Annotated in this window: 22 protein-coding genes and 1 tRNA gene; 9 read left to right on the top strand and 14 right to left on the bottom strand. The window is 64.8% G+C overall.

Annotated features, from left to right (window positions below; genetic code table 11):
- The 4 genes from I6F20_RS01795 (at window position 1) to I6F20_RS01780 (ending at window position 3,118) form a co-directional block, all read left to right on the top strand.
- Window positions 1-1,041, top strand: a complete 1,041-nt coding sequence (locus tag I6F20_RS01795; RefSeq protein ID WP_225124877.1) for a Gfo/Idh/MocA family protein — start codon at window positions 1-3, stop codon at window positions 1,039-1,041.
- A gap of 159 nt (window positions 1,042-1,200) precedes the next feature.
- Window positions 1,201-1,707, top strand: a complete 507-nt coding sequence (locus tag I6F20_RS01790) for a hypothetical protein (RefSeq protein WP_225113242.1) — start codon at window positions 1,201-1,203, stop codon at window positions 1,705-1,707.
- A gap of 4 nt (window positions 1,708-1,711) precedes the next feature.
- Entirely contained in the window at window positions 1,712-2,218 is a 507-nt protein-coding gene (locus tag I6F20_RS01785; protein WP_109143343.1) for a hypothetical protein, read from the top strand.
- A 138-nt stretch (window positions 2,219-2,356) separates the two neighbouring features.
- Complete coding sequence (locus tag I6F20_RS01780) at window positions 2,357-3,118, top strand: glycosyltransferase family 2 protein (protein ID WP_036010911.1); 762 nt, start codon at window positions 2,357-2,359, stop codon at window positions 3,116-3,118.
- Window positions 3,119-3,223: 105 nt separating this feature from the next.
- Here the strand turns inward: I6F20_RS01780 and I6F20_RS01775 are convergent.
- Window positions 3,224-3,299: transfer RNA gene (locus tag I6F20_RS01775), tRNA-Trp, on the bottom strand.
- 148 nt (window positions 3,300-3,447) lie between these two features.
- On the opposite strand from I6F20_RS01775, the gene I6F20_RS01770 reads away from it, so the two are divergent.
- Window positions 3,448-4,683 carry a serine hydrolase domain-containing protein gene (locus tag I6F20_RS01770; protein ID WP_036027658.1) on the top strand — a complete coding sequence of 412 codons (1,236 nt, stop codon included), beginning with the start codon at window positions 3,448-3,450 and terminating at the stop codon, window positions 4,681-4,683.
- Between the two features lie 191 nt (window positions 4,684-4,874).
- Here the strand turns inward: I6F20_RS01770 and I6F20_RS01765 are convergent, their stop codons facing one another.
- Both I6F20_RS01765 and I6F20_RS01760 read right to left on the bottom strand, forming a co-directional pair.
- Entirely contained in the window at window positions 4,875-5,642 is a 768-nt protein-coding gene (locus I6F20_RS01765) for an SDR family NAD(P)-dependent oxidoreductase (RefSeq protein ID WP_036010906.1), read from the bottom strand.
- 34 nt (window positions 5,643-5,676) lie between these two features.
- A complete protein-coding gene (locus tag I6F20_RS01760; protein ID WP_225124875.1) occupies window positions 5,677-6,375 on the bottom strand; it encodes a histidine phosphatase family protein in 699 nt (232 codons plus the stop codon).
- A 133-nt stretch (window positions 6,376-6,508) separates the two neighbouring features.
- Between I6F20_RS01760 and I6F20_RS01755 the strand changes: the two genes are divergently transcribed.
- Window positions 6,509-7,294 (top strand): SDR family NAD(P)-dependent oxidoreductase, encoded by a 786-nt coding sequence (locus I6F20_RS01755; RefSeq protein WP_109143341.1) that lies wholly within the window; start codon window positions 6,509-6,511, stop codon window positions 7,292-7,294.
- Between the two features lie 1,044 nt (window positions 7,295-8,338).
- Window positions 8,339-9,532 (top strand): acetylornithine deacetylase, encoded by a 1,194-nt coding sequence (gene argE / locus I6F20_RS01750; RefSeq protein WP_225124874.1) that lies wholly within the window; start codon window positions 8,339-8,341, stop codon window positions 9,530-9,532.
- A gap of 159 nt (window positions 9,533-9,691) precedes the next feature.
- Here argE and I6F20_RS01745 read toward each other — a convergent pair whose 3' ends face one another.
- The 3 genes from I6F20_RS01745 to I6F20_RS01735 all read right to left on the bottom strand — a co-directional run bounded on the left by I6F20_RS01745 (window position 9,692) and on the right by I6F20_RS01735 (window position 12,993).
- Window positions 9,692-10,318: a LysE family translocator gene (locus I6F20_RS01745; protein ID WP_128264692.1), complete on the bottom strand. Its 627-nt coding sequence runs from the start codon at window positions 10,316-10,318 to the stop codon at window positions 9,692-9,694.
- Window positions 10,319-10,567: 249 nt separating this feature from the next.
- Window positions 10,568-11,626 (bottom strand): phosphotransferase family protein, encoded by a 1,059-nt coding sequence (locus I6F20_RS01740; protein WP_109145739.1) that lies wholly within the window; start codon window positions 11,624-11,626, stop codon window positions 10,568-10,570.
- 131 nt (window positions 11,627-11,757) lie between these two features.
- Window positions 11,758-12,993: an acyl-CoA dehydrogenase family protein gene (locus I6F20_RS01735; protein ID WP_036027669.1), complete on the bottom strand. Its 1,236-nt coding sequence runs from the start codon at window positions 12,991-12,993 to the stop codon at window positions 11,758-11,760.
- Between the two features lie 208 nt (window positions 12,994-13,201).
- Here I6F20_RS01735 and I6F20_RS01730 point away from each other — a divergent pair, with 208 nt between their 5' ends.
- Window positions 13,202-13,864, top strand: coding sequence for a TetR/AcrR family transcriptional regulator (locus I6F20_RS01730; RefSeq protein WP_225124873.1), 663 nt, complete (start codon window positions 13,202-13,204; stop codon window positions 13,862-13,864).
- A gap of 303 nt (window positions 13,865-14,167) precedes the next feature.
- Here the strand turns inward: I6F20_RS01730 and I6F20_RS01725 are convergent, their stop codons facing one another.
- The 8 genes from I6F20_RS01725 to I6F20_RS01690 all read right to left on the bottom strand — a co-directional run bounded on the left by I6F20_RS01725 (window position 14,168) and on the right by I6F20_RS01690 (window position 20,825).
- A complete protein-coding gene (locus I6F20_RS01725; RefSeq protein ID WP_036010888.1) occupies window positions 14,168-14,383 on the bottom strand; it encodes a hypothetical protein in 216 nt (71 codons plus the stop codon).
- Window positions 14,384-14,721: 338 nt separating this feature from the next.
- Complete coding sequence (locus I6F20_RS01720; RefSeq protein WP_225124872.1) at window positions 14,722-15,951, bottom strand: CaiB/BaiF CoA transferase family protein; 1,230 nt, start codon at window positions 15,949-15,951, stop codon at window positions 14,722-14,724.
- A gap of 180 nt (window positions 15,952-16,131) precedes the next feature.
- Window positions 16,132-17,334, bottom strand: a complete 1,203-nt coding sequence (locus I6F20_RS01715; protein ID WP_225124871.1) for an MFS transporter — start codon at window positions 17,332-17,334, stop codon at window positions 16,132-16,134.
- A gap of 132 nt (window positions 17,335-17,466) precedes the next feature.
- The gene (locus I6F20_RS01710) at window positions 17,467-18,294 is read right to left on the bottom strand and encodes a 3-oxoadipate:acetyl-CoA acetyltransferase (protein ID WP_036027676.1); all 828 of its coding nucleotides are present in this window, start codon (window positions 18,292-18,294) and stop codon (window positions 17,467-17,469) included.
- Between the two features lie 286 nt (window positions 18,295-18,580).
- Window positions 18,581-18,751, bottom strand: a complete 171-nt coding sequence (locus tag I6F20_RS01705; protein ID WP_225124870.1) for a hypothetical protein — start codon at window positions 18,749-18,751, stop codon at window positions 18,581-18,583.
- Window positions 18,752-18,764: 13 nt separating this feature from the next.
- Window positions 18,765-18,980: a hypothetical protein gene (locus I6F20_RS01700; RefSeq protein ID WP_036010879.1), complete on the bottom strand. Its 216-nt coding sequence runs from the start codon at window positions 18,978-18,980 to the stop codon at window positions 18,765-18,767.
- 61 nt (window positions 18,981-19,041) lie between these two features.
- Complete coding sequence (locus I6F20_RS01695) at window positions 19,042-20,376, bottom strand: PQQ-dependent sugar dehydrogenase (protein ID WP_225124869.1); 1,335 nt, start codon at window positions 20,374-20,376, stop codon at window positions 19,042-19,044.
- Entirely contained in the window at window positions 20,373-20,825 is a 453-nt protein-coding gene (locus I6F20_RS01690) for a DUF2231 domain-containing protein (protein WP_036010873.1), read from the bottom strand. The genes I6F20_RS01695 and I6F20_RS01690 overlap by 4 nt, the downstream gene beginning before the upstream one ends.
- A 164-nt stretch (window positions 20,826-20,989) precedes the next feature.
- On the opposite strand from I6F20_RS01690, the gene I6F20_RS01685 reads away from it, so the two are divergent.
- The gene (locus tag I6F20_RS01685; RefSeq protein ID WP_036010870.1) at window positions 20,990-21,853 is read left to right on the top strand and encodes a formate/nitrite transporter family protein; all 864 of its coding nucleotides are present in this window, start codon (window positions 20,990-20,992) and stop codon (window positions 21,851-21,853) included.
- Window positions 21,854-22,126: the final 273 nt, after the last annotated feature.

The following is a 22,126-nucleotide window of genomic DNA, read 5'->3' as shown; positions in this document are numbered from 1 at the left end:
GTGAGGCCAGGCATTGGCATCATCGGAACGGGGATGGTCGGCCAGATGTGCCACCTCGCCAATTTCGTGGCCAATCCCGCCTGCCGCGTCGTCGCCATCGCCGATCTCCGGCCGGATCTCGCTGCCGCCGCAGCGCAGAAGTTCGGCATCTCGCAGGTCTACGGCACGCATCGGGAGCTGCTCGCGGACGCTGCGGTGTCCGCTGTCGTGGTCGTGACAAAGCGGCGAGCCACCGGTCCGATCGTGCTGGACGCGTTGAACAGCGGCCGCCACGTGCTGTCGGAGAAACCGATGGCCTATACGACGGCTCAGGCGACGTTGCTGGTCGAAGCGGCGCGGCAGCGAAACCTCGTCTACAGCGTCGGCTACATGAAGCGTCACGATGCCGGTGTGGCGCGCGCGCTCGATGTGCTGACGCGCTTGCGCAACGACCGATCGCTCGGACGCGTGGTCCGCGCCAAGGGCTGGTGCTTCGGCGGCGACACCGGCCGGTCGCGCGACAATTTCGTGATGACCGGCGAAACACGGCCGGACGGGATCGAACTCTGGAAGGACGGTCCCGACTGGATGCCGAGCACGATGCGGGCCGGCTACGACAACTTTCTGAACGTCTTCAGCCATATCATCAATCTGACGCGCTACCTGCTCGGATCATCGCCAACGCTCGCCGACAGCTCCGTCGAAACTTCGGGAGCCGCGCGCATCACCCTCGACTTCGACAGCATCGCTTGTACGCTGGATCTCGTGAACGGGTCCGAGGGAGCCTGGCGCGAGGGTCTGACGATCGATTTCGAGCGCGGCGCGGTGACCTTGAAACTGCCCCCGCCCTTTGCCGAGCAAGAGGCGGAGGTCATCGTCGAGCACGATGGTCAAAGCACGCATCTGACGGGTGAAAAGAGCTGGGCATTTCGGCGCCAGGCCGACGCCTTCGTTTCCGATATCGCCGAGGGACGCACCCCCCTCGCCTCCGGCAAGGACTCGGTGACCGACATCTCACTGGCGGAGATGGTCTACAAGCGGCGGGCTGACGGCATCGCATGATGCGGAAGTTTGCGCAGCCAGCCGTGTCCATCGCGACACACGCGAGTCCGCGTGACAATCGCCAGTCAAAGGCGCCGGGCTGCCTTGACCTGAAAAATACGACCCCCTATAGACTTTCGCTCTGACTGGCCTGAGAGGCGTCCGGGACGATTTTCCGCAATGAACCTGCTACCGGGCCCGGCGCAAGCTGCTGCGATTGGTGTCAGCCTCGCCTTTCCACTGTTGTTGCTGCTTTACGCGCGCATCGCCGCCACCGGCGGAGCCGGCCGTCGCTTCCGGCTGGGCTGCATCAGCGTCGTCATCCTTTACGCCGTCGCCTGTATCGCCCTTCCAGGTCAGCGCCACGTCGGCGATGTGCTTGGCGGTCTCTTCCTGCTCGGGACCGCAATGATGCTCTGCTACATCCTGTTCAGCCTGCTGGCCTGGGGCTTCACGCTGACGCTGCTCACCGCACTCGTTCAGGCTGGACATCCTCTCACCCTGGAGCAATGGGCGACAGCCTACATGCAAGGTGGAGATCTCGGCACCTTCACGCACAACCGCCTGAAGCTCCTGATCGGGGCCGGGATGGTCATCACGGCGGACGGCCGGCTTGCCCCCACCTCCAAGGGGGTTGCGGTAGCGCATCTCGTCAAGCTCGTTCGTCTGTCGACAGGCCTTGGGTGAGTCGATGTCCTTTGCTGTCGGACTTGCCGCCGTCGCCGTGTTCGCCCTGCTGGCGCCTGCCCTGCAATTCATGGCCCGCGCACGCGCTTGGCCGCTCGGACCCGTGACCCTGCTGGCGATTGCCACGGTTGTCTCGCACGGTCTCGGGGTGATGCTCGGAATTCTCTTCGTCCCGCAGCTTCAGTACTGGGACGCCGCATCGATTTTCGGATTTTGCGTCATGGCTTACGTGTTCGCCTTTGGCGCCGTGTATAAATCGGTTTCGCTGGGCATCCTGCTCAGCCTCGTCGATCGCCCCGATCGCAGGGCACCGCTATCGGAGATCGCTGACGGGCAGGTTCCAGATCTGTTCCGCGGACGAATTGGGAACTTGGTCGATGGCGGCTTGGTGGAACGGACCGATTCGCACTTCGCGGCGACGGCGGCGGGCCGGAATATGGCAGGCCACGTCGGACGGCTGCGCCGCGCCTTCGGCATTGGCGACACCAGCCTCTATGATTTTTCCGACTAGTTGCGCGGAACACACACATCATAGGTTTCGCGCCGGTCTTGTGGGCATACCGGCGAGCCGCATTGTTCGCCCGGTTCAGATGACCTAGACTTGCATGGGGTCACCGGGACAGAGTGGCCCCGCCAACGGGCGCATACAATGACACCTTCCAGGGCGGCAAAAAGGCTTACGATCGTCATTCCTGCACTGAACGAGCAGGACAAGATTGCCGACACGATCGACGGCGTGCTGCCGCTCGCCCGCGACCTGCTCGACGATTTCGAGATCTTCCTGATCGACGACGGCAGCACCGATGCCACCGGCGCGATCATGGACGAGTTCGCAGCCGGCGAGCCGCGCATCATCGTGCATCACAATGCCGAACCGCGGGGTGTCGGTGCCGGCTTCGAATATGCGCTGTCGCGCGCGAAATTCGATGCCATCACGCTCATCCCCGGCGATCACGCCTTCCAGAACGAGGGTGTTGCCCGGATGTTCAAAGCGGCGGGCGCCGCCGACCTCGTCATCACCTATCGCGACAACCAGTCGGACCGCTCCGTCAACCGCTCGTTGCAGTCTCATTCGTTGCGGTTCATCCTGAACTGCCTGTTCGGCTTCTGGCTGTCCGACTATCACAGCATGATCGTCTATCCCGTGAAATGGCTGCGCCAGATCGCGGTCAAGGCCGACGGCTACGGCTACCAGATCTGTGCGCTGATCTCCCTGCTCCAGCTCGGCCTCACCTACGTCCAGGTTCCGGTGAGCCTGAACGCGGAGCTGAAGGGCTCGTCGCGCGCGCTGCGGCTGCGCACCTATCTCGAGCTCGGCGGGACCATCCTTTCCCTGCTGCGCCGCGTTCCCATCCGGAACGTCAACCTCAGGCAGATTCCCGCCGACGCGGAACGGACCCCGGCGCGCTAGGGCTCGCCGGACCACGACACGGCACCTCCAGCACAGCGGCTGCGAGAGCACGGGCGCGCGCGGGACGCCCTCCCGCCGCAATCTAGTCTAAGTGATTGATTTGGCTGGCAGGAGTGGCAGGGCTCGAACCTGCGACCCCCGGTTTTGGAGACCGGTGCTCTACCAATTGAGCTACACTCCTACGAACCCGCGTCGCCGCGGATCAGGGGCGCTTTCAAGCACAGAGAGCGGCCGGTTTGCAAGGGTGAACCGCGCCGGCTTCGCTTGTTTGTGCCGGGGGTTCTGGGCCACAGTCCATCGGCCATAACGAAAAACAATCGGGAGTGCCCATGACCGCTACAGCGACCGCCACTGCCGCCCCGCAGGCCGCAAACGCGCCCCACACCCCAGCTTTGCCGGAAGCGCGCCCAGAGACGCTCGGGCTGTCGCGGCCGCGGCTCCAGGCCATGTCGGACGCCTTCAAGCGCGAAATCGACAAGGGAACCGTTCCCGGGGTCACCGTGCTGGTGGCGAGGCGCGGCCAAATCGGCTGGTTCGAGGCGCTCGGCAAGCAGAGCCCGGCAGGCGCGGCGCCCATGGCGCGCGATTCGATCTTCCGCATCTTCTCGATGACCAAGCCGATCGTCTCGGTCGGCATCATGGCGCTGGTCGAGGACGGACAGCTCCTGCTCAGCGATGCCGTCGCAAAGTTCATACCGGAGTTCGCGAGCCAGCAGGTCGGCGCCGTCAAGGACGGCCGGTTGGAGCTGGTACCGCCGGCGCGGCCCATGACCGTGCAGGACCTGCTCCGCCACACCTCCGGCCTCACCTACGAGCACCAGGGCGACGGCCCCGTGCACAAGCTCTACCAGGAGTCCCGCGTCCGCAGCCGCAAGATCACCAACGCCGAACATGCCGCGCTGGTGGCGAGCTTCCCGCTCGTCTGCCAGCCCGGCGCGGAGTTCAACTACAGCCGCTCCACAGATATTTTGGGCCGCATCATCGAAGTCGTCAGCGGCAAATCGCTCGGCGCGTTCCTTACCGAGCGCGTGCTTGCGCCGCTCCAGATGGCCGAAACCGGCTTCTCGACAAGCCAAGCCAATGCCGGCCGCCTTGCCGAGCCGTTCGCGGCCGACCCGTGGACCGGCGACAAGGTCGCGCTGTTCAACATGCTCGAGCAGCCCGTGATGGAGTCCGGCGGCGGCGGCCTGGTCTCGACCACGATGGACTACGCCCGCTTCTGCCTCATGCTGCGCAATGGCGGCACGCTCGACGGCAACAGGATCATCGGCCGCAAGACCCTGGAGCTGATGGCCTCCGATCACCTCGGGCCAGGCGTGCCGACCAACGGCACGCTGCTATCGCCGGGCCATGGCTTCGGCCTCGGCTTTGCCGTGCGCCGCGAGGCCGGCATCGCGCCCTTCCCCGGCAGCGTCGGCCAGTATTTCTGGAGCGGCATTGCCGGCACGTTCTTCTGGATCGATCCGAAGGAGGATCTGTTCGCAGTGTTCATGAGCCAGGGGCCGGGACAGCGCGACCACACGCGGACCCTTGTGCGGGATCTGGTGTACGCGGCGGTGGAGTGAGGCCCTGCGCTTACGCGCGACGCCGTATCATCATCCGCACTGTCATGCCCCGCGAAGGCGGGGCATCCAGTACGCCGCGGCGGTCATTCGTTCACACAACTGCGGCTGCGGGGTACTGGATCGTCCGCCTTCGCGGGCGATGACCGCTGTGTATGGGTGGACTACGTGCCCTTTCCCTTCCGACAAACGCATCAACTGATCGTCGCGCCGCCGTCGATCACCATGGTCTGGCCGGTCATGAAGTCGCCGGCCTTCGAGCCCAGGAACACCGCCGCGCCGGCGATCTCGTCGGGGATGCCGATGCGCAAGAGCGGCGAGCGCGAGGTCGAGGCTTTCAGGTTCTCCGGATTGTCCCACAGCGCCTTGGCAAAATCGGTCTTGATCAGGCCCGGCGCGATGCAGTTCACGCGAATGTTGTGCTGGCCGTATTCGCAGGCGAGGTTGCGCGCGAGCTGCATGTCGGCGGCTTTCGAGATGGCGTAAGCGCCGAGGATGGTCGAGCCCTTGAGGCCGCCGATCGAGGAGACGATGATGATCGATCCGTCCTTGCGCTCGATCATCTGCGGCACCACCATCGAGATCAGCCAATTGTTGGCGACGATGTTGTTGTCGAGGATCTTCCTGAACTGATCGTCGGAGATGCCGGCGAGCGGGCCGTAATATGGATTCGATGCGGCGTTGCAGACCAGCACGTCGATCTTGCCGAAGGCGCGGTTGCTCTCGTCGACGAGGTTTTGCAGATTCTCTTTCGAGGAGATGTTCGCGGCGACCGCGACCGCGGTGCCCTTGCCGAATCTGTCGTTGATGCCTTTCGCCACCTGCTCGCACACGTCGGCCTTGCGCGAGGAGATCACCACCTTGGCGCCGTGCTCGGCCATGCGCTCGGCGATCGCAAGCCCGATGCCGCGCGTCGAGCCCGTGATGACGGCGACTTTCCCCTTCATGTCGAACAAGGTCATGTTTCTCTCCCAGATTTGATTTTCGTATTCAGTATCAGGCCAGCTTCTTGACTTCCGGTCCCGCCGGCTGATGCATCGCCGCGTGCGCGGGATCGGCGATCCAGGGCTGCTGATTGACCATCGGCAGCCGCCAGACCGTGCGATCGGGACTCGCAAAATAATCCAGCCGCGTCACCGAGCAATTATCGATGTCGAACGACAGCCCGCGTTCCGGCTGCCCGCCGAGCGCGAACCCCACTGCCGCCCTGATAGTGCCGCCATGCGCGACTGCGATGATGTCCTTCCCGGCCGCCTCGGCGTTGATCCGCTCGATGGTGCGGCGCGTGCGGTTGTACAGGTCCATGAAGCTTTCACCGCCGGGCGCGGGCTCGTTGATGTCGGCGAACCAGCTCGCACCGACGGGGCGGCTGGCAATGAACTGGGCGCGGTTCATGCCCTGCCAGCGGCCGAGGTTCTGCTCGGCGAGATCCGCCTCCCATTTCAGCGCTGCCGGCCTTGGAAAACCCGCAGCCCAGATCGCCTCGGCGGTCTGATGGGTGCGCATCAGATTGCTCGAATACCAGACCGCCTCGCGTGGCAGCACCTTGGCAACAGCGTTGAACACGTAGGTATCGCTGGTATCGCAGGCGATGTCGCTCTGCCCGTAGATGTTGCCGCCGTCGTTGCGCACCGGCGCGTGACGGACCCACCACCACCGCGTGATGACCACGTTCGGCTTGTCTGCACCTGCCATCGAAACCCTTCCATCCCGTCTATTGTCGCTGTACGTGAGTAGTGAACGCGTCTCAAGACACTTTGCCGTTTGAAATCTTGTTTGAAATTCCGTCGCGCGGCAAGCGTCGTGCACGAACAAAAGGGAGAAACGCATGGGTCGCCTGCAGGGCAAATCCGTCATCATCACCGGCGCCGGCAGCGGCATCGGCCGCGCGGCTGCGCTGCTGTTCACCAAGGAGGGCGGCAAGTTGATCGCGGTCGATCGCACCGAGGCGGTGAAGGAGACGGTCGAGGAGATCAAGAAGGCCGGCGGCGTCGCGGAAGCGATGGTTGCGGATGCCGGCTCCGAACAAGACGTCATCGCTGTGATCGACAAGGCGGTGAAGACGCACGGCCGGCTCGACGTGATCTGGGCCAATGCCGGCGTCTCCGGCGGACTCGTTCCGCTCGCCGAGCAGACCGTCGAGCATTGGCAGGAAATCCTGCGCGTCAACCTGATCGGGCCGTTCCTCGCGGTGAAGTACGCAATGCCGCACATGGTCAAGCAGCAGTCCGGCGCGATCGTGCTGACCGCCTCTGTCGCCGGCCTCAAGGCCGGCGCGAGCGGGCATCCCTATGCCGCGAGCAAGGCCGGCGTGATCAGCCTGGTGCAGACCACGGCGTATTCGCTCACCGGCACCGGCGTGCGCATCAATGCGGTCTGCCCCGGCCTGATCGAAACAGGCATGACCAAGCCGATCTTCGACCGCGCCAAGGAGCGCGGCACCCAAGACAAGATCGGCCAGCTCAACCCGCTCAAGCGGCCGGGACAGCCGCACGAGCTCGCGGCGATGGGACTGTTCCTGGCGAGCGACGAGGCTTCGTATGTGAACGGCCAGGCGTTCCCGGTCGACGGCGGCTTGACGGCATCGATGCCGTATACGGGCAAGCCGGTTTAGTTGCACGGCTCGCTGTGACATGGGCCGCAGCTCTGCAGCGCACCGCCGAACCGGACGATGCTTCGCATCGCCAGGGAGGCGCTGCGTTGCGTCCGGGACACGATCGGTCGTTTGGTGCACAGTGTCCCACCCTCGTCATTGCGAGCGCAGCGAAGCAATCCAGGACTGCATCCGCGGAGAGACTCTGGATTGCTTCGCTGCGCTCGCAATGACGGAGCAAGTGGCGCCGGCGCCGTTCTGCGACGGGCATCTCATTTGCGGACACACCTGCGCATCCTCGCGGCTCATTTCGCCCGAGCTTTGCCTTTTGGCTTCGCCCTCATATGAAAAGGGCGCAGGGAAGACCGGGCGCCGGCCGGGCACCCACGGTCCACTGTGCGAAAGGCGGCAACGAAGAATTTGCACAGCGGCATACAGGTGAAGCCAAACATCCGGCCTTCCCTGCGCAGTGGCTTTACGGCTTATGTCGTGCTCTCCCCGGGGAGCGATGCACTATTGCCCCCCTCGCCTTGCGGATGGCTGACGCGTGGCCCGGTTGGGCCGCTCACATCACCACAAGACTTGGCGCACAGACCCCGGGCGCCCAGGACCACACGATTTTGCCGTACGCGAACCGCACCCGTCGTTGGCGCGAGGTCTTCGCTCACGGCTCTCCGCCCTGCGAAGCTTTTCGCGCCGGTGTGACCCGCGTCCACCGCCGCCCGGCCCGCGTTCGTGACGATCGCGATACGCCCCTCTTCCTTGGGCCGGGTTGCGCGAAAAATATGCGATTTCCGAATTTCGGTAAAGCGCCCGTCGGGCAACGCAAGGTTTCGCAGACCTCCCCTCGTCATTCCGGGGCGCGACGAAGTCGCGAGCCCGGAATCCATTTCGCAGCGGGTGATGCGGCCCGATGGATTCTCAGGTGCGCAATTGCGCACCATAGCTCGATGCTGCGCATCGCCCCGGAATGACGGCTGCGGTGTTAATTTGCCCGACCGGCCGTCACGTTGGTATGGTTCCTGCAGGCGCTTCAGCCTTCCTGCTCTCCAACAGAACATGACAATGCCAAGCTCAAGACCCGACCGTATCCGAAAACTCCTCGCCGACCTCGTCTCGTTCGACACCGTCAGCGACCGCACTAACCTGCCCCTGATTGCCCATATCGAGAGCTATCTCGCCGCGTTCGGGATCAAGGGCGAGCGCATCGTCGACGAGACCGGCGAGAAGGCTTCGCTCTGGGTCACGATCGGACCGGAGGATCGGCCGGGCTTCGTGCTGTCGGGCCATACCGATGTGGTGCCTGTCGTGGGCCAGGACTGGAGCCATGATCCGTTCAAGCTGGTGGAGCGTGACGGCAAGCTGTACGGCCGCGGCACCACGGACATGAAGGGCTATGTGGCGGTGTGCCTCGCCATGGTGCCGGAGATGGTGGAGGCGAGACTCAAGACGCCGATTCATCTGGCGATCTCCTATGACGAGGAGATCGGCTGCGTCGGCGTGCGGCCGATGCTGCACGAGGTCGCGAAGAAGAGGGTCCGGCCGCTCGGCGCATTCATCGGCGAGCCCACCCAGATGCAGGTCATCATCGGCCACAAGGGCAAGCACGGCGTGCGCGCCACATTCCACGGGCTTGCACGTCATTCCTCGATCGCGCCCGACGGCGTCAATGCGATCGAATATGCCGCCGAGCTGATCGTCGAGATCCGCCGCCGCGCAGTGGCGCTGGCGGCCGTGCGGTTGACGGACAGCCTCTACGACGTCCCGCATTCGACGCTGCTCACCAGCATCGTGCACGGCGGCGCAGCGCTGAACATCGTGCCTGATACCTGCACCGTGGATTTCGAATGCCGCGGCATCGGGATCACCGAGTCCAAGGAGGTGACCGATGCGATCGTCGCCTGGGCCAAGGCCGAGATTGAGCCGGCGATGAAGGCGAGACATCCCGATTGCGGCATCGATTTCGAGGAGATCCTCGACTATCCCGCGCTCGACACCGCCGCCGACGCCGCCATCGTCACGCTGGCCAAGAGCCTCGCAGGACGCAACGACCACGCCAAGGTCGCGTTCGGCACCGAGGCGAGCTTGTTCGCCGACATCGCCGACATTCCCTCCGTGGTGATCGGCCCGGGCTCGATCGCACAAGCGCATACGCCTGATGAGTTCGTGGAGATGGCGGAGCTCGAGAAATGCGCGGCGTTCGTGGAGCGGCTGATCGCGCATTGTGCGAAGGGCGCCTCTCAGGCGGCGCTGCCGTAGGGTGGGCAAAGCGACTTGTCCGCCGCAGCTCGCAAAGCGAAGGCGGAAGCGTGCCCACCGTTTTCGTGTAGTTGAGAGATGGTGGGCACGGCGCTGCGCGCCTTTGCCCACCCTACGAGAGTCAGCCTGTACTCATTGCCGCTACGGCCTCACCGCGCCTCAGCGCTCCTGCAGGGCCAGCCGCACGCCGACGGCGCAGTAGATGGCGCCGACCACCTTGCCCTGCCACTTCACCACCGCCGGATGGCGGCGCAGCAGGTTGCCGAGACGACCCGCGCCGACGGCGAACACGACAGTGCTGACGAGACCGAGCAGCACGAAGACGACACCGAGAATGGCAAGCTGAAGTGCAGGCGCACCGTGCTCCGGCTTCACGAATTGTGGCAGGAACGCCAGGAAGAACAGTGCGGTCTTGGGATTGAGCACCTCGGTCAGCACGGCCTCGCGAAAGGCACGGCCCGCGCCGATCGGAGGGGCGCCGCCGTTCAGCGCGATCGGCGCCTTGTCCAGCATGGCCCGAATGCCGAGATAGATCAGGAAGCCAGCGCCGGCATATTTGACGATGCTGAACAGCAGCGCCGAGGTCGCGATGATCGCCGAGAGTCCGACGATCGCCATCCCCGTATGTACCAGGTCTCCAGCGGCGATTCCCGCACCCGTGGCGATGCCGACCTTCGTTCCCGAGCTTGCCGCCCTCGCCATCGTGAGCAGCGTCGCTGGTCCCGGGATGAAGACGAAACCGAGCACGATGAGGACGTAGGTGATGAGAGTAGTGTGGTCGATCATGCGCGGGTCTCCCGGGGCGGATTGGGCAAAGGGATACAAGGACTCGGTCGCTGCGAAAGGCACTTGCGCGGTGTGAATTGCGAGTCTTGGATTCCGCCTCCTCGTCATTGCGAGCGCAGCGAAGCAATCCAGGGGGCCACCGCGGAAAGAATCTGGATTGCTTCGCTGCGCTCGCAATGACGGCGCGTGTGGAGCAGCGCCTTACCAAAACAAAAAAGGGCGCGGCCATCAGCCGCGCCTTTGTTCTTCCTACACCGCCCCCGCCTTCTGCGCGTATTCCCAGGAAGCCTTCGACAGCGGCACGGTGCGCTTGGCGGATTCGAGCGCCTTGGCGTTGGCGGCAGTGCCGTCGCGGACGCGGCCGGCGATGCCCTGGGTGATGCCGGCGAGACGGAACAAATTGTAGGCGAAGTACCAGTTGAGATCGGGCACCGTCATCTCTGTGACGTTGCAATAGATCTGCGCGGCCTCTTCGAGGCTCGGGATATTGAGCGCCTTGAGGTCGGCACCGTCGAGGCCCGGCATGATCCATTGCATCAAGAGATAGGTGAAGTCGGCCATGGGATCGCCGAGCGTCGACAGCTCCCAGTCCAGCACCGCCTGCACGCGCGGTTCCGTCGCGTGGAAAATCATGTTGTCGAGACGATAGTCGCCATGGACGATCGAGACGCGCGCCTGCTCCGGCACCGTCTTCGGCAACCATTCGGCCACCTTCTCAAACTCCGGAATGTGCTGGGTCTCGGACGCGCGATATTGCTTGGTCCAGCGGTCGATCTGCCGGGCAAAATAGTTGCCGGGCTTGCCAAAATCGCCGAGCCCGATGGTAACAGGATCGAACATGTGGAGTTTCGCCAGCGTCTCGATCTTGCTGGTGAAGATCTTTCGCCGTGCATCGTTGTCCTGGCTCGGCAGCGTCGGATCCCAGAACACGCGCCCCTCCTCCATCGACATGATGTAGAAGGCCGCGCCGATGACGCCGTCGTCCTGGCACAGCGCATAGGCGCGCGCGACCGGAAAGCCCTGCTTGCCAAGCGCCGCGATGACGCGATACTCGCGGTCGACTGCATGCGCCGAGGGCAGCAGCTTGCCGAACGGCTTGCGGCGCATCACGTAGGAGCGGTTCGGTGTGTTGAGGCGATAGGTCGGGTTGGACTGCCCGCCCTTGAACTGCAGCACCACAAGCGGGCCTTCGAAGCCTTCGACGTGCTCGCGCATCCAGGCCTCGAGCCGCATCTCGTCGAAGCGATGCCGCTCCTCGACCGGCTTGGTGCCCGAAAACTCCTCGTCTTTCCTGACGCCGTCAGCCACGGTCACGCTCCCTCTTCAGTCCGAACATCATCCTAATCGGTAACCGCTAACGCACTTGCGTCAAGCGGTTACCGCAATTGGATCATGTCCCGTCGTTTCTTCAAGTCGGGAGCGCCGCAGGGCTCCCCCGCTTAGTGATTGGGAGAGTTTGCATACTTCCGAAGTTCGAGCCTGGCAATGGCGCGATTGTGCACCTCGTCCGGGCCGTCGGCGAGGCGGAGCGTGCGGATGTGCGCATAGTCCTTGGCAAGGCCAGCCTCGTCCGACACACCGCCGCCGCCGAACGCCTGGATCGCCTCGTCGATGATCTTCAGCGCCATGTTGGGCGCAGCGACCTTGATCATGGCGATCTCGGCCTGCGCGGTCTTGTTGCCGACCTTGTCCATCATGTCGGCCGCCTTGAGACACAGAAGACGCGTCATCTCGATGTTGGTGCGGGCCTCGCCGATGCGCTGCTCCCACACGCTGTGCTCGACGATTTTCTTGCCGAACGCGGTGCGCGAGGCAAGCCGCTTCACCATTTTCTCCAGCGCCTCCTCGGCCTTGCCGATGGTTCGCATGCAGTGATGGATACGGCCCGGGCCGAGGCGGCCCTGCGCGATCTCGAAGCCGCGGCCTTCGCCGAGCAGGATGTTCTCCTTCGGCACGCGCACGTTCTCGAGCAGCACCTGGGCATGGCCGTGCGGGGCGTCGTCGAAGCCGAACACCGGCAGCATCTTCTCGACCTTGATGCCGGGCGTGTCGAGCGGAACCAGGATCTGCGACTGCTGCTGGTGCTTGGCCGCCTTGAAATCGGTCTTGCCCATCAGGATCGCGATCTTGCAGCGGGGATCGCCGACGCCGGACGACCACCATTTGCGGCCGTTGATGACGTAATGGTCGCCGTCGCGCTCGATGCGGGTCTCGATGTTGGTGGCGTCGGACGAGGCCACCGCCGGCTCCGTCATCAGGAAGGCGGAGCGGATCTCACCGTCCATCAGCGGCCGCAGCCATTTCCGCTTCTGCTCCTTGGTGCCGTAGCGGATGAACACTTCCATGTTGCCGGTGTCGGGCGCGGAACAATTGAACACTTCCGAGGCCCAGGTGATGCGGCCCATTTCTTCCGACAAAAGCGCGTATTCGAGATTGGTCAGTCCCGCGCCGCGGAATTCATCGTCCTCATGCTCGGACGGCGGCATGAACATGTTCCAGAGGCCTTCGGCCTTCGCCTTCTTCTTGAGGTCCTCGAGAACAGGGATCACCTTCCAGCGGTCGCCGCTCTTGTCCTGCTGATCGTAGATCGGCACCGCCGGGCGCACGTGCTTGGCCATGAACGACCGCACGCGGTCGAGCCATTCCTTTTGCTTGGGCGACATATCGAAGTCCATGCGACGCTCCTCTCTCTCACTGGTCCTTTTGCGCCGGACTGTCCTCCCGCTTTGCGCGGCCCGCAAGCGCGAATGCGCGTCCTTGCGGACCTGTCGAAACCCGGCTGCAGTTGCGAACGAGTCCCGATTGCGGATTGACTTTTCCCGACCTTCAAACGATAGTTTCATACAACTGTTTGAATTGCAACTCCCCTCCCCGAGGGCATCCATGGCCAGCGATCATACGAGGTCTGCCATTCTCGCCGCCGCCGAGCGGCTCTATGCCGATCGCGGCTTCGGCGACGTGACGCTGCGCGACATCGTCGCGGAGGCGGGCGTCAACCTCGCCGCGGTGAACTATCATTTCGGCTCGAAGGACGAGCTGATCGCGGAACTGTTTGTCACGCGGTCGATCGCCACCAACCGCGAGCGCCTGCACGAGTTGAAGGCGGCGGAGGAGCAAGGCGGCGGCCGCGCGCCGATCGAGGTCATCCTGCGCGCGTTGGTCGGGCCGACCTTGCGCGGCTGCCTGGGGCCGGAGAACCAGCGCTCGACCGCGGCGCGCTACATGATCCGGGCCTCGATCGAATCCGTGCCGCCGATCCGGCGCATCAAGAACCGCGAGATCGACCATTTGCGCAAATTCGTCGGCGCGATGCGGCGGTCCCTGCCCGACCGCAGTGACGTCGATATCTATTGGGGCCTCAACTTCGCGCTCGCCATGGCGCATCACACCATCCGTGAGAGCGAGCGGCTGACCAAGCTTTCGGAGGGCAAATGCGACCTCGACGACGTCGAGGATGTGGTCACGCGCGTCGTCAGCGTGGCGACGATGGCGCTGACGGCGGGACGGATGGAGCCGAAGGTCTCTTCAAAGGTGGCGGCGCGTTAGCGCGGATGGGCGTTGACGGTACGGAGCTGGAAGCTGCATTCGCGGTGCGCTCCCTCGCCCCGTTCTTACGGGGCCGCGACGAGCTTTGCTCGCGCTGAGAGGGGTTGGGGTGAGGGGCCTCTCTCCACACGTGCGGTCTTCGGGGAGACCTGTACCCCCTCACCCGGATCGCACCGGACGATGCTTTCGCATCGCCGAGGCGATCCGACCTCTCCCCGCAAGCGGGGAGAGGTGAAGTCAGCGCCATTCACCTCACAACAGGCGATGCAGTCGATCTGGTCGAAGAATGATTGGTGGGCGGGACTACGCCCGCTGCGGCATCTCCTCGGCCTCTTCCTTGGCGAGCAGCAGCAGCATCTCGATGCCCATTTCGCCTTCCTGCGGCGAGCGGATGAACTTGATCTCGTCGGCGCTCTGCCGCAGCGCGGCAATGATGGCGACGGCCTGATTGGCGGTGGCCGCCTCGGTCGCCAGAATGGCTTTCTGGTCCTTGGCCTGGAACCCGATCGTGTAGGACATTCACTTCCCTCCCCGAACTCAAGTGGAGAGATCGAATCAGAGTCGGAGGCAAAGCGGAAGCCTGTGCGACTACGGACCGGGATTACTTGGGGATTGCGGGCAAGCTTCACGCAAGCCCCGGCATGGCGCCCCGATTTTTCTCGCCGTTTCCGCAAGCGCGGCCCTCTTCCCTTCTCCCCTTGTGGGAGAAGGTGGCGCGAAGCGCCGGATGAGGGGTTCTCTCGACGAACTCGACTGCAGCTTTGCACGCGGAGAGAACCCTCACCCGTCTCGCCGCTTTGCGGCGAGCCACCCTCTCCCACAAGGGGAGAGGGAAAGCCGGCGCCGCTTCGTCGAATCTAGATGATGCCCTGCTGCTTCAGCTGCTCGATCTTGCCGGCATCATAGCCGAGCTTGCCGCCGAGCACCTCCTGGGTGTGCTCGCCCAGAAGCGGCGGGGCGCGGTAGTCCTTGATCGGGGTCTCCGAGAGCGTCAGCGCGTTGCGGACCAGCGACAGATCGGGCTCGAAGGGATGGTTGACCTTCACGCGCATGCCGCGCGACTGGACGTGCGGGTCGGAGAACACCTGCTCGAAATTGTTGATCGGCCCTGAGGGCACCCCCGCCTCCTCCAGCTTCTCCAGCCAGTAGGCTACCTTTTGCTTCAGGAACAGGCCGGCGAAGATCGCCATGATCTCCTTGCCGTGCACGACGCGGTCGTTGTTCTTGACGAAGCGCGGATCGCTTGCGAGCTCGGGCGCGCCGAGCACGGCGCAGGTGCGCTGAAACTGGCCGTCATTGCCGACCACGACCATCAGCTCGCCGTCGGTGCAGCGGAACACGCCGGCCGGCATGCCGCCATTGCCCCAGGTGCCGCGGCGCGGCGGGATCTTGCCGTTGACGAGATAGATTTGCAGCCAGTGCGACAGCGATGCGATCACCGTATCGAACAGGCAGACGTCGATGTGCTGTCCCTGCCCGCCATTGGCGTCGCGATGGTAGAGCGCCGAGAGAATGCCGATCGAGGCGTTCATGCCGGTCATGTAGTCGACGATCGACGGGCCGACCTTCATCGGGCCCTCGCCCGGCTCGCCGTCGATATGGCCGGTGACGCTCATCAGGCCGCCCATCGCCTGCAGGATGGCGTCGTAGCCGGCGCGCGGCGCATAGGGGCCGGTCTGGCCGAAGCCGGTCACCGAGCAATAGATGATGCCGGGATTAATCGCCTTGATGGTCTCGTAGTCGAGGCCGTAACGCTTGAGGTCGCCGACCTTGTAATTCTCCATGAAGACGTCGGCATCCTTGGCGAGCTCGCGGACGATCGCCTGCCCTTCGGGCTTGGCGATGTTGACGGTGACCGACTTCTTGTTGCGATTGGCGCAGAGGTAGAACGAATTGTTGTTGTTGGCCTTGCCCTCGGGGTCGGTCAGGTAAGGCGGGCCGAAGGCGCGCGCGTCGTCGCCGGTGCCGGGCCGCTCGATCTTGATCACCTCGGCGCCGAGATCGCCCAGCATCTGGGCCGACAGCGGCCCGGCCAGCACGCGGGTGAGATCAAGGATCTTGATGCCTGAGAGCGGCAGGGCAGACATGTCGATTTCCTCCGGAGAACTGGATCTTGGCGCGGCGGCGGGATCGCGAGGCCGCGCTCCCTGCCGATACCACCATTTTCGCGCCCTGAGCACTGCACTGGCGGCATACGGCTATCTCCGGCCGGGCCGGAGGTGATCGCCGTCAGCAACTTTCCGCGCGGCGAAGATTGCGTGATCGGCTCAGGTCACAACAACCGGCAGCCGCGGCCGGCGCCGAGCGAGCAGAACGAGGATCAGCACCGTCGCGCAGGAGAACACCAGCGTGAGGCCGAGCGCGCCGCGGCTGCCGAACGCCGTGAGCAGGCCGACGAGGAGCGGCGGCGATATCGCGGAGGCCAAGTTGAGCGGCAGCGCGATCATCGACATCGCTTTGGCGAACTCGGCCTGGTCGTAGAACACCAGCGGGATGGTCGCCCGCGCCACCGCCATCGCGCCGCTGCCGGCGCCATAGAGCAGGATGAAGACCGCCACCGCCCAGGTGGCACCCTCGCCCGTCATCAGCAGCAGCATGGCCACCGGCAAGGCGCTGCCGGCGACGAGCCCCGTCGTGATGCCGTCCCATCGTCCGCCGCCGAGGAAATCCAGTCCGCGAGCGCTGACCTGGATCACGCCCAGCATGGAGCCGAACAAAAGCGCCTGAGCCGGCGCCAGCCCCTCTGCCCGCAACAGCTCGATCAGGATCGCACTGACGCCGAAATTGACGAAGGCGTTCAGCGTGATCGCGGCGACGACGAGACCGAACGTGCTCCGCGCAATCGCGGGCGGCGGCGACCGCGTGGCCGGCGCGGCGCCTTCGTCCCTTGCGATCTGTCGGCGCGGCGCGTAGAACGCATAGAGCGGAAGGCTGACGAGGAGCATCATCGCCGCATAGACCAGACATGTCCCCCGCCAGCCGAGGTGACCGCTCAGGAACGAGGTCGTCGGCCAGAAGATGCTGCTGGACAGGCCCGTCACCAGCATCAGCGCGCCGATCGCGTTCTTGGCCTGCCGCCCCGCGATCTCGTTCAGCATGATATAGGCGCCGGTCGACAGCGTGGCGCTGCCGGAGATGCCGAGGACGATCCACGCGGCGAAATAGAGCATCGGCTCGCGCGCCAGCGACAGCAGCACGAAGCCTGGCGCCGTGACGATCGTGCCGACCATCATCACCGTCCGCGCGCCATGCCGCGCAAACGACTTGGCGAGCAACGGACCGCACAGCCCCATCGAGACGTAGAGAACGGACGTGCCGGCAAACACCGCAGGCAGGCTCATGCCGAGATCGGCGGCGAGATCGCGCCCGACGATGGCGGGAAGCCCGATCGTGCCCCATCCGACCAGCTGCGTGGTGGCAAGCATCAGCAGGACCCCGATGAGCCTGCCGTCATATTTCAAGAACTGCATTCCAAACGTCGCCTGCCCGGCAGGCGCAGATTGCGCCTGTAGCACCTGTCTACTCGGAGAAACGGCGCACGGGAACGCCGGCCGCCGAATGGCAGGCGGCAGCCGGGAGCATGTGAGGACGAGGAAGTCGCCCTACCCTGCCATGGCGAGCAGCGATCGCGCCTCAGTCGCGGTCGCAACGCGCCGGCCGTGGCGCGCGACCGCCTCGCAGGCCAGGGTCACGAGCTCGGCGTTGCTGGCAGCAAGGCGCGTCTTGTCGATGCGGATATTGTCCTCGAGCCCGGTGCGGACCGCGTCCGCCCCTCGGGCGAGCGCCCACCCCATGACCTCGGCCTGATGGCGGCCGATTCCGGCTGCGGTCCAGGTTGCCTTCGGGATCAGCCGCCTGAGCTCGCCCAGGAGAATGTCGAGCACATGCTCGTCCGCCGGCATCGCGTTCTTAACGCCCATGACGAACTGCACGTGCGGACGCGCGTCGATGAGGCCCGCATCGATCAGGCGGCGGGCGCCATGCAGATGCGACAGATCGAAGATCTCGATTTCCGGCCGGATGCCGTTCGTCTTCATGCTAGTGGCGAGCGTCTCGACCAGCGCGGCGCTGTTCTCGTAGACGATGGTCGGAAAGTTCACCGATCCCGTGGAGAGCGAGGCCATGTCAGGCTTGAGGTAGAGCGCCGATCCGCGCGCCGAGGGATCACGGCCACGCCCGCCGGTCGAGAACTGGACGATCATATCAGGACAATGCTTTTTGATCCCCTCCTGCACCTGGGCAAAACGCTCGGGATCGGAGGACGGCGTCTCGTCGTCGTTGCGGACGTGGATATGCGCAAGCGTGGCGCCCGCCTCGAAGGCTTGGTGCGTCGATTCGATCTGCTCCGAGGGCAGGATCGGCACCGCCGGATTGTCCTTCTTGCGCGGAACGGAGCCGGTGATGGCGACGGCAATGACAGCGGGGTTCATCCAGCGACCTCATGATCTTTGCGCTCGCGCGCATAACGTTCGGCCAGTCTTGCTACAAGTGAAACCCTGTCGCCGCAACATTCGTCGATCGCAGCGACAGGGCCTTTTCGTCCGAATCAGGTCGGAAGTGCGGTCGCCTGGCCTGCTGTAGCCGTGCGGCTGGCGGCGGCGCGCGCGATGACCTCGAGGCGACTACCTCGATTCAAAGGCCGCTACGGAAATGACGGAGGAGTGCCGCCCGCCGCGGGCGATTGATCGTCTGGCCGGTTGGCCGCAGCGGAGCCCCTCACGCGGTGTGGCCGGGATCCACGTGCTTCGGCGTCTTCTTCTCGCGCTGCGGCGTCATCTTGGCCGGATCGGGCGCGCCCGGCACGCCGCGCGGGCCGAGCTGGTCGCGCTGGATGTCGTCCTCGGAGCGGGTTGGCTCGACGCCGTTGGGCTCACGGGGCTTGGTCATCGCGTCTTCCTTCTCAAGCGTTGTCCCGGACGCCGAGCGCGTTGCCTCCCGCCTCGCGGCCGGGCACGCTGACCTGAACTTCATGTCCCTCACGCAGCGCGAGGGATGCGGCGGCGACTGCGGACTCGAACGCGGCTTCCTTGGTGGCGTAGGTGTTCTTGACGTCGCCGTCGTGCAGCACGCCCCATTCGTCCCGCACCGGCACGATGGCATATTGCGCAAGGCCCATTGTCCAAACTCCTGGCTCTAGATTTCAGAAAAAAGGTCTGCACGACAACGCGCCTGCGCGCTTAACGTTGCGTCAGCTGCGGATGGGTCGCGCTCACTCGCCAGACCGTGTTGCCGCTGTCGTCCGCAACCAGAAGCGCGCCGGTCTTGTCGATGGCAACACCAACGGGGCGGCCGCGCGCCTTATTGTCGCTGTTGAGGAACCCGGTGACGACGTCCTGCGGCGGGCCGCTCGGCTTGCCGTCCGTGAACGGCACGAACACGACCTTGTAGCCGCTCAGCACCTGCCTGTTCCAACTGCCGTGCTCGCCAACGAAGGCGCCGCTGCGATAGGCGGCTGGCAGGCTGGTGCCGGTGTTGAAGGCGAGCCCGAGCGGGGCGACATGCGAGCTCAGCGCGTAGTCAGGCACGATCGCCCTGGCGACGAGATCCGGCCGCTCCGGCTTGACGCGGGGATCGACGTGCTGGCCGAAATAGCTGTAGGGCCAGCCATAGAAGCCGCCGTCCTTCACCGAGGTCATGTAATCAGGCACGAGATCAGGACCGAGCTCGTCGCGCTCGTTGACCACCGCCCAGAGTGCACCGGTCTGCGGCTCGAAGCTGAGGCCGTTGGGATTACGCAGGCCGCTTGCGAACACGCGCCAGCGGCCGCTGGCGCGATCGACCTGGAGGATGGCGGCGCGATTGTGCTCGGCCTCCATGCCCCTCTCGGCGGCGTTGCTGTTGGAGCCGACGCCGGCGTAAAGCTTCGAGCCGTCGGGGCTGGCGACCAGGCTCTTGGTCCAGTGATGGTTGATCGGACCGCCCGGCAGCGGCGTCAGCACCGTGCCCGGCGCGGTGATCTTCGTGTCCCCTTCGGTGTAGGGATATCTGACGATGGCGTCGGTGTTGGCGACATAGAGATCGTTGCCGACCAGCGCGACGCCGAACGGCGAGTTGAGATGGTCGAGGAAGACGCTTTGCGTCTCCGCCACGCCATCCCCGTTGCTGTCGCGCAGCAGCGTGATGCGGTTGCTCGCGCCGCTGTCGCCGCCGGAGGTCGCCCAGGACTGGATGACGCCCATCACGAGTTCCTTGGGCCGCTTGATCGGAGCGCCTTTCGGCGCCTTGGATTCCACCACCAGCACGTCGCCATTGGGGAGAACGTAGAGCGAGCGCGGGTGCTGCAGGCCGGTGGCGAAGGCCTTGGCCTGCAGGCCCTGCGCGACCGTCGGCGTCTCGTCCTTCTTCCAGCCGACGATGCGGGCAATGTGGACCGGCGGCAGCAGATATTGCTGGATTTCGGGAAGTGCCGGATTGGCGCCGACCTGCGCGTTGGGATCGCCGCTGCCGTCATTGCAGCCGGCCAGCCCCAGCAGCGACGCGCACAACAGCGCGCGGATCATCGCAGACGTCATCGTGCAACTCCCACGCCGTGGCGATAGACGAGAGCCCAGCCGAGCCACCCCGTGATCGGCAGGATCAGCACTGTGAGCGCGGACAAGGCGAGCCCGCTCGGCCACACGGAAGTCCAGCCATCGCGCATGTGGATCATCAGATTGACGATCGAAAGGATCAGCACCACGGCATTGCCGATCAGATGCGGCCAGGCCGGCGCCTGCGCCCGCACCAGCCGATTGCCGAGGAAGTCGATCAGGCCCGCGATCGCCGCCAGCACGCCGAAGACGATTCCGGCGAGCAGCAGCCAGGCCGAAAAATTCGCCCACATGATCTCGGCACTGGCGACATAGGCGATGTCGGTCAGCAGCGCCCCGACGAAACACGTAATCGGGATCGGCACCAGCATCGGATGAATCGGATGACCCGCGATCTGCGCGGTGGAACGCACGCGCACGTCGTCTTGCACGGTTGGCCTCGTGACTTTCACCCTTGCCCCCACGGCGAACTCCTGCTCATGACGAAGGTTCCTCCGCGTGCTGCACCGCGCCTGGAGCGAGGCTGCACCGCGCAAGGGGAACTGAATGGGACATCCGGAAGTCTTGACTGGATCAGCCTTTCGGAGACCGCAGCGTGGATCAGTCTGGCGACGGCGCCTCATTCAACCCAGCATCCAAGCTCGACGGCGTGTCGCGGCGCCAGACCAGGCAGATCGAATCCCAGAGCAGGCCAAGCGCCGCGCTGATCCATGAGACGATCCGCGCCGAAGGCGAGCAGGAGCTGGAGCGGCGATGGTGGGCCATCGTGCTGTCCGGTTTTGCTGCCGGCCTTTCGATAAGCCTGTCGCTAATCGTTCAGGGCGAGTTGCATGCGCTGATCTCGGATGAGGCGACCCGCCGCCTGGTTGCTCCGCTCGGCTACACCGTCGGCTTCCTGGTCGTCGTGCTGGGACGACAACAGCTCTTTACCGAGAACACGCTGACACCGATCCTGCCGCTGTTGCACAACAGGGATCTCGGCACCTTGGCGAGCGTGCTCAAGCTCTGGATCCTGGTTCTCGCCTCGAATATCGCAGGGACCTGGGCAGCCGCCTCCGTGCTCGCTCGCACCAGCATCTTCGAACCTCGCATCGTGGACGCCTTCATCGATCTCAGCCGGCCGACGATCGAGGGGACGTTCTCGAGCACCTTCGTCAGGGCCATCTTCGCCGGCTGGCTGATCGCCTCGATGGCCTGGCTTCTTCCGGCTGCCAAAGGCTCGCGCGCACACATCATCGTAGTGATGACCTATGTGGTCGCACTCGGCCAGTTCTTGCACATCGTCGCGGGTTCGATCGAGTGCGCCTTTCTGGTGCAGAGCGGCCTGGCCTCGTTCAGCCAATATGCCTCCGACTTCTTCATACCCACGCTACTCGGCAATATTATCGGCGGAACGACCCTGGTTGCGCTGCTGAACTACGGACAGGTCGCCGCCGAAATCGATAACCACAGGGGATAGAGCCTGCACGAAGCGGCTGCTTTGGACAGGAACGATAGCGCAGAGCTGGGTTTGCCCTAGCAATCAACGCGGTCAAGCAGGATCATTCATGAGCATCGAGAGCAAGAGCCCATTCGACAGGAACCGGCCGAAGGATCACGCGACATCATTGATCGCGAACTTCAGCGCGGCGACGAGGCCGACAAGGTCGATCATCTCCCCGGCGTGAAGGTCAGCGGACAGCCTCAAGGCGGCGCGCTCGATCGCGCACGGAAGGAACGCGAGCGACGGGAC

It is taken from the genome of Bradyrhizobium sp. IC3123, from assembly GCF_020193625.1.
In the GTDB taxonomy this organism is placed as follows: Bacteria; Pseudomonadota; Alphaproteobacteria; order Rhizobiales; family Xanthobacteraceae; genus Bradyrhizobium; species Bradyrhizobium yuanmingense.
Note: the sequence above shows the minus strand (reverse complement) of the source record. Positions and strands in the feature narration are given on the sequence as shown.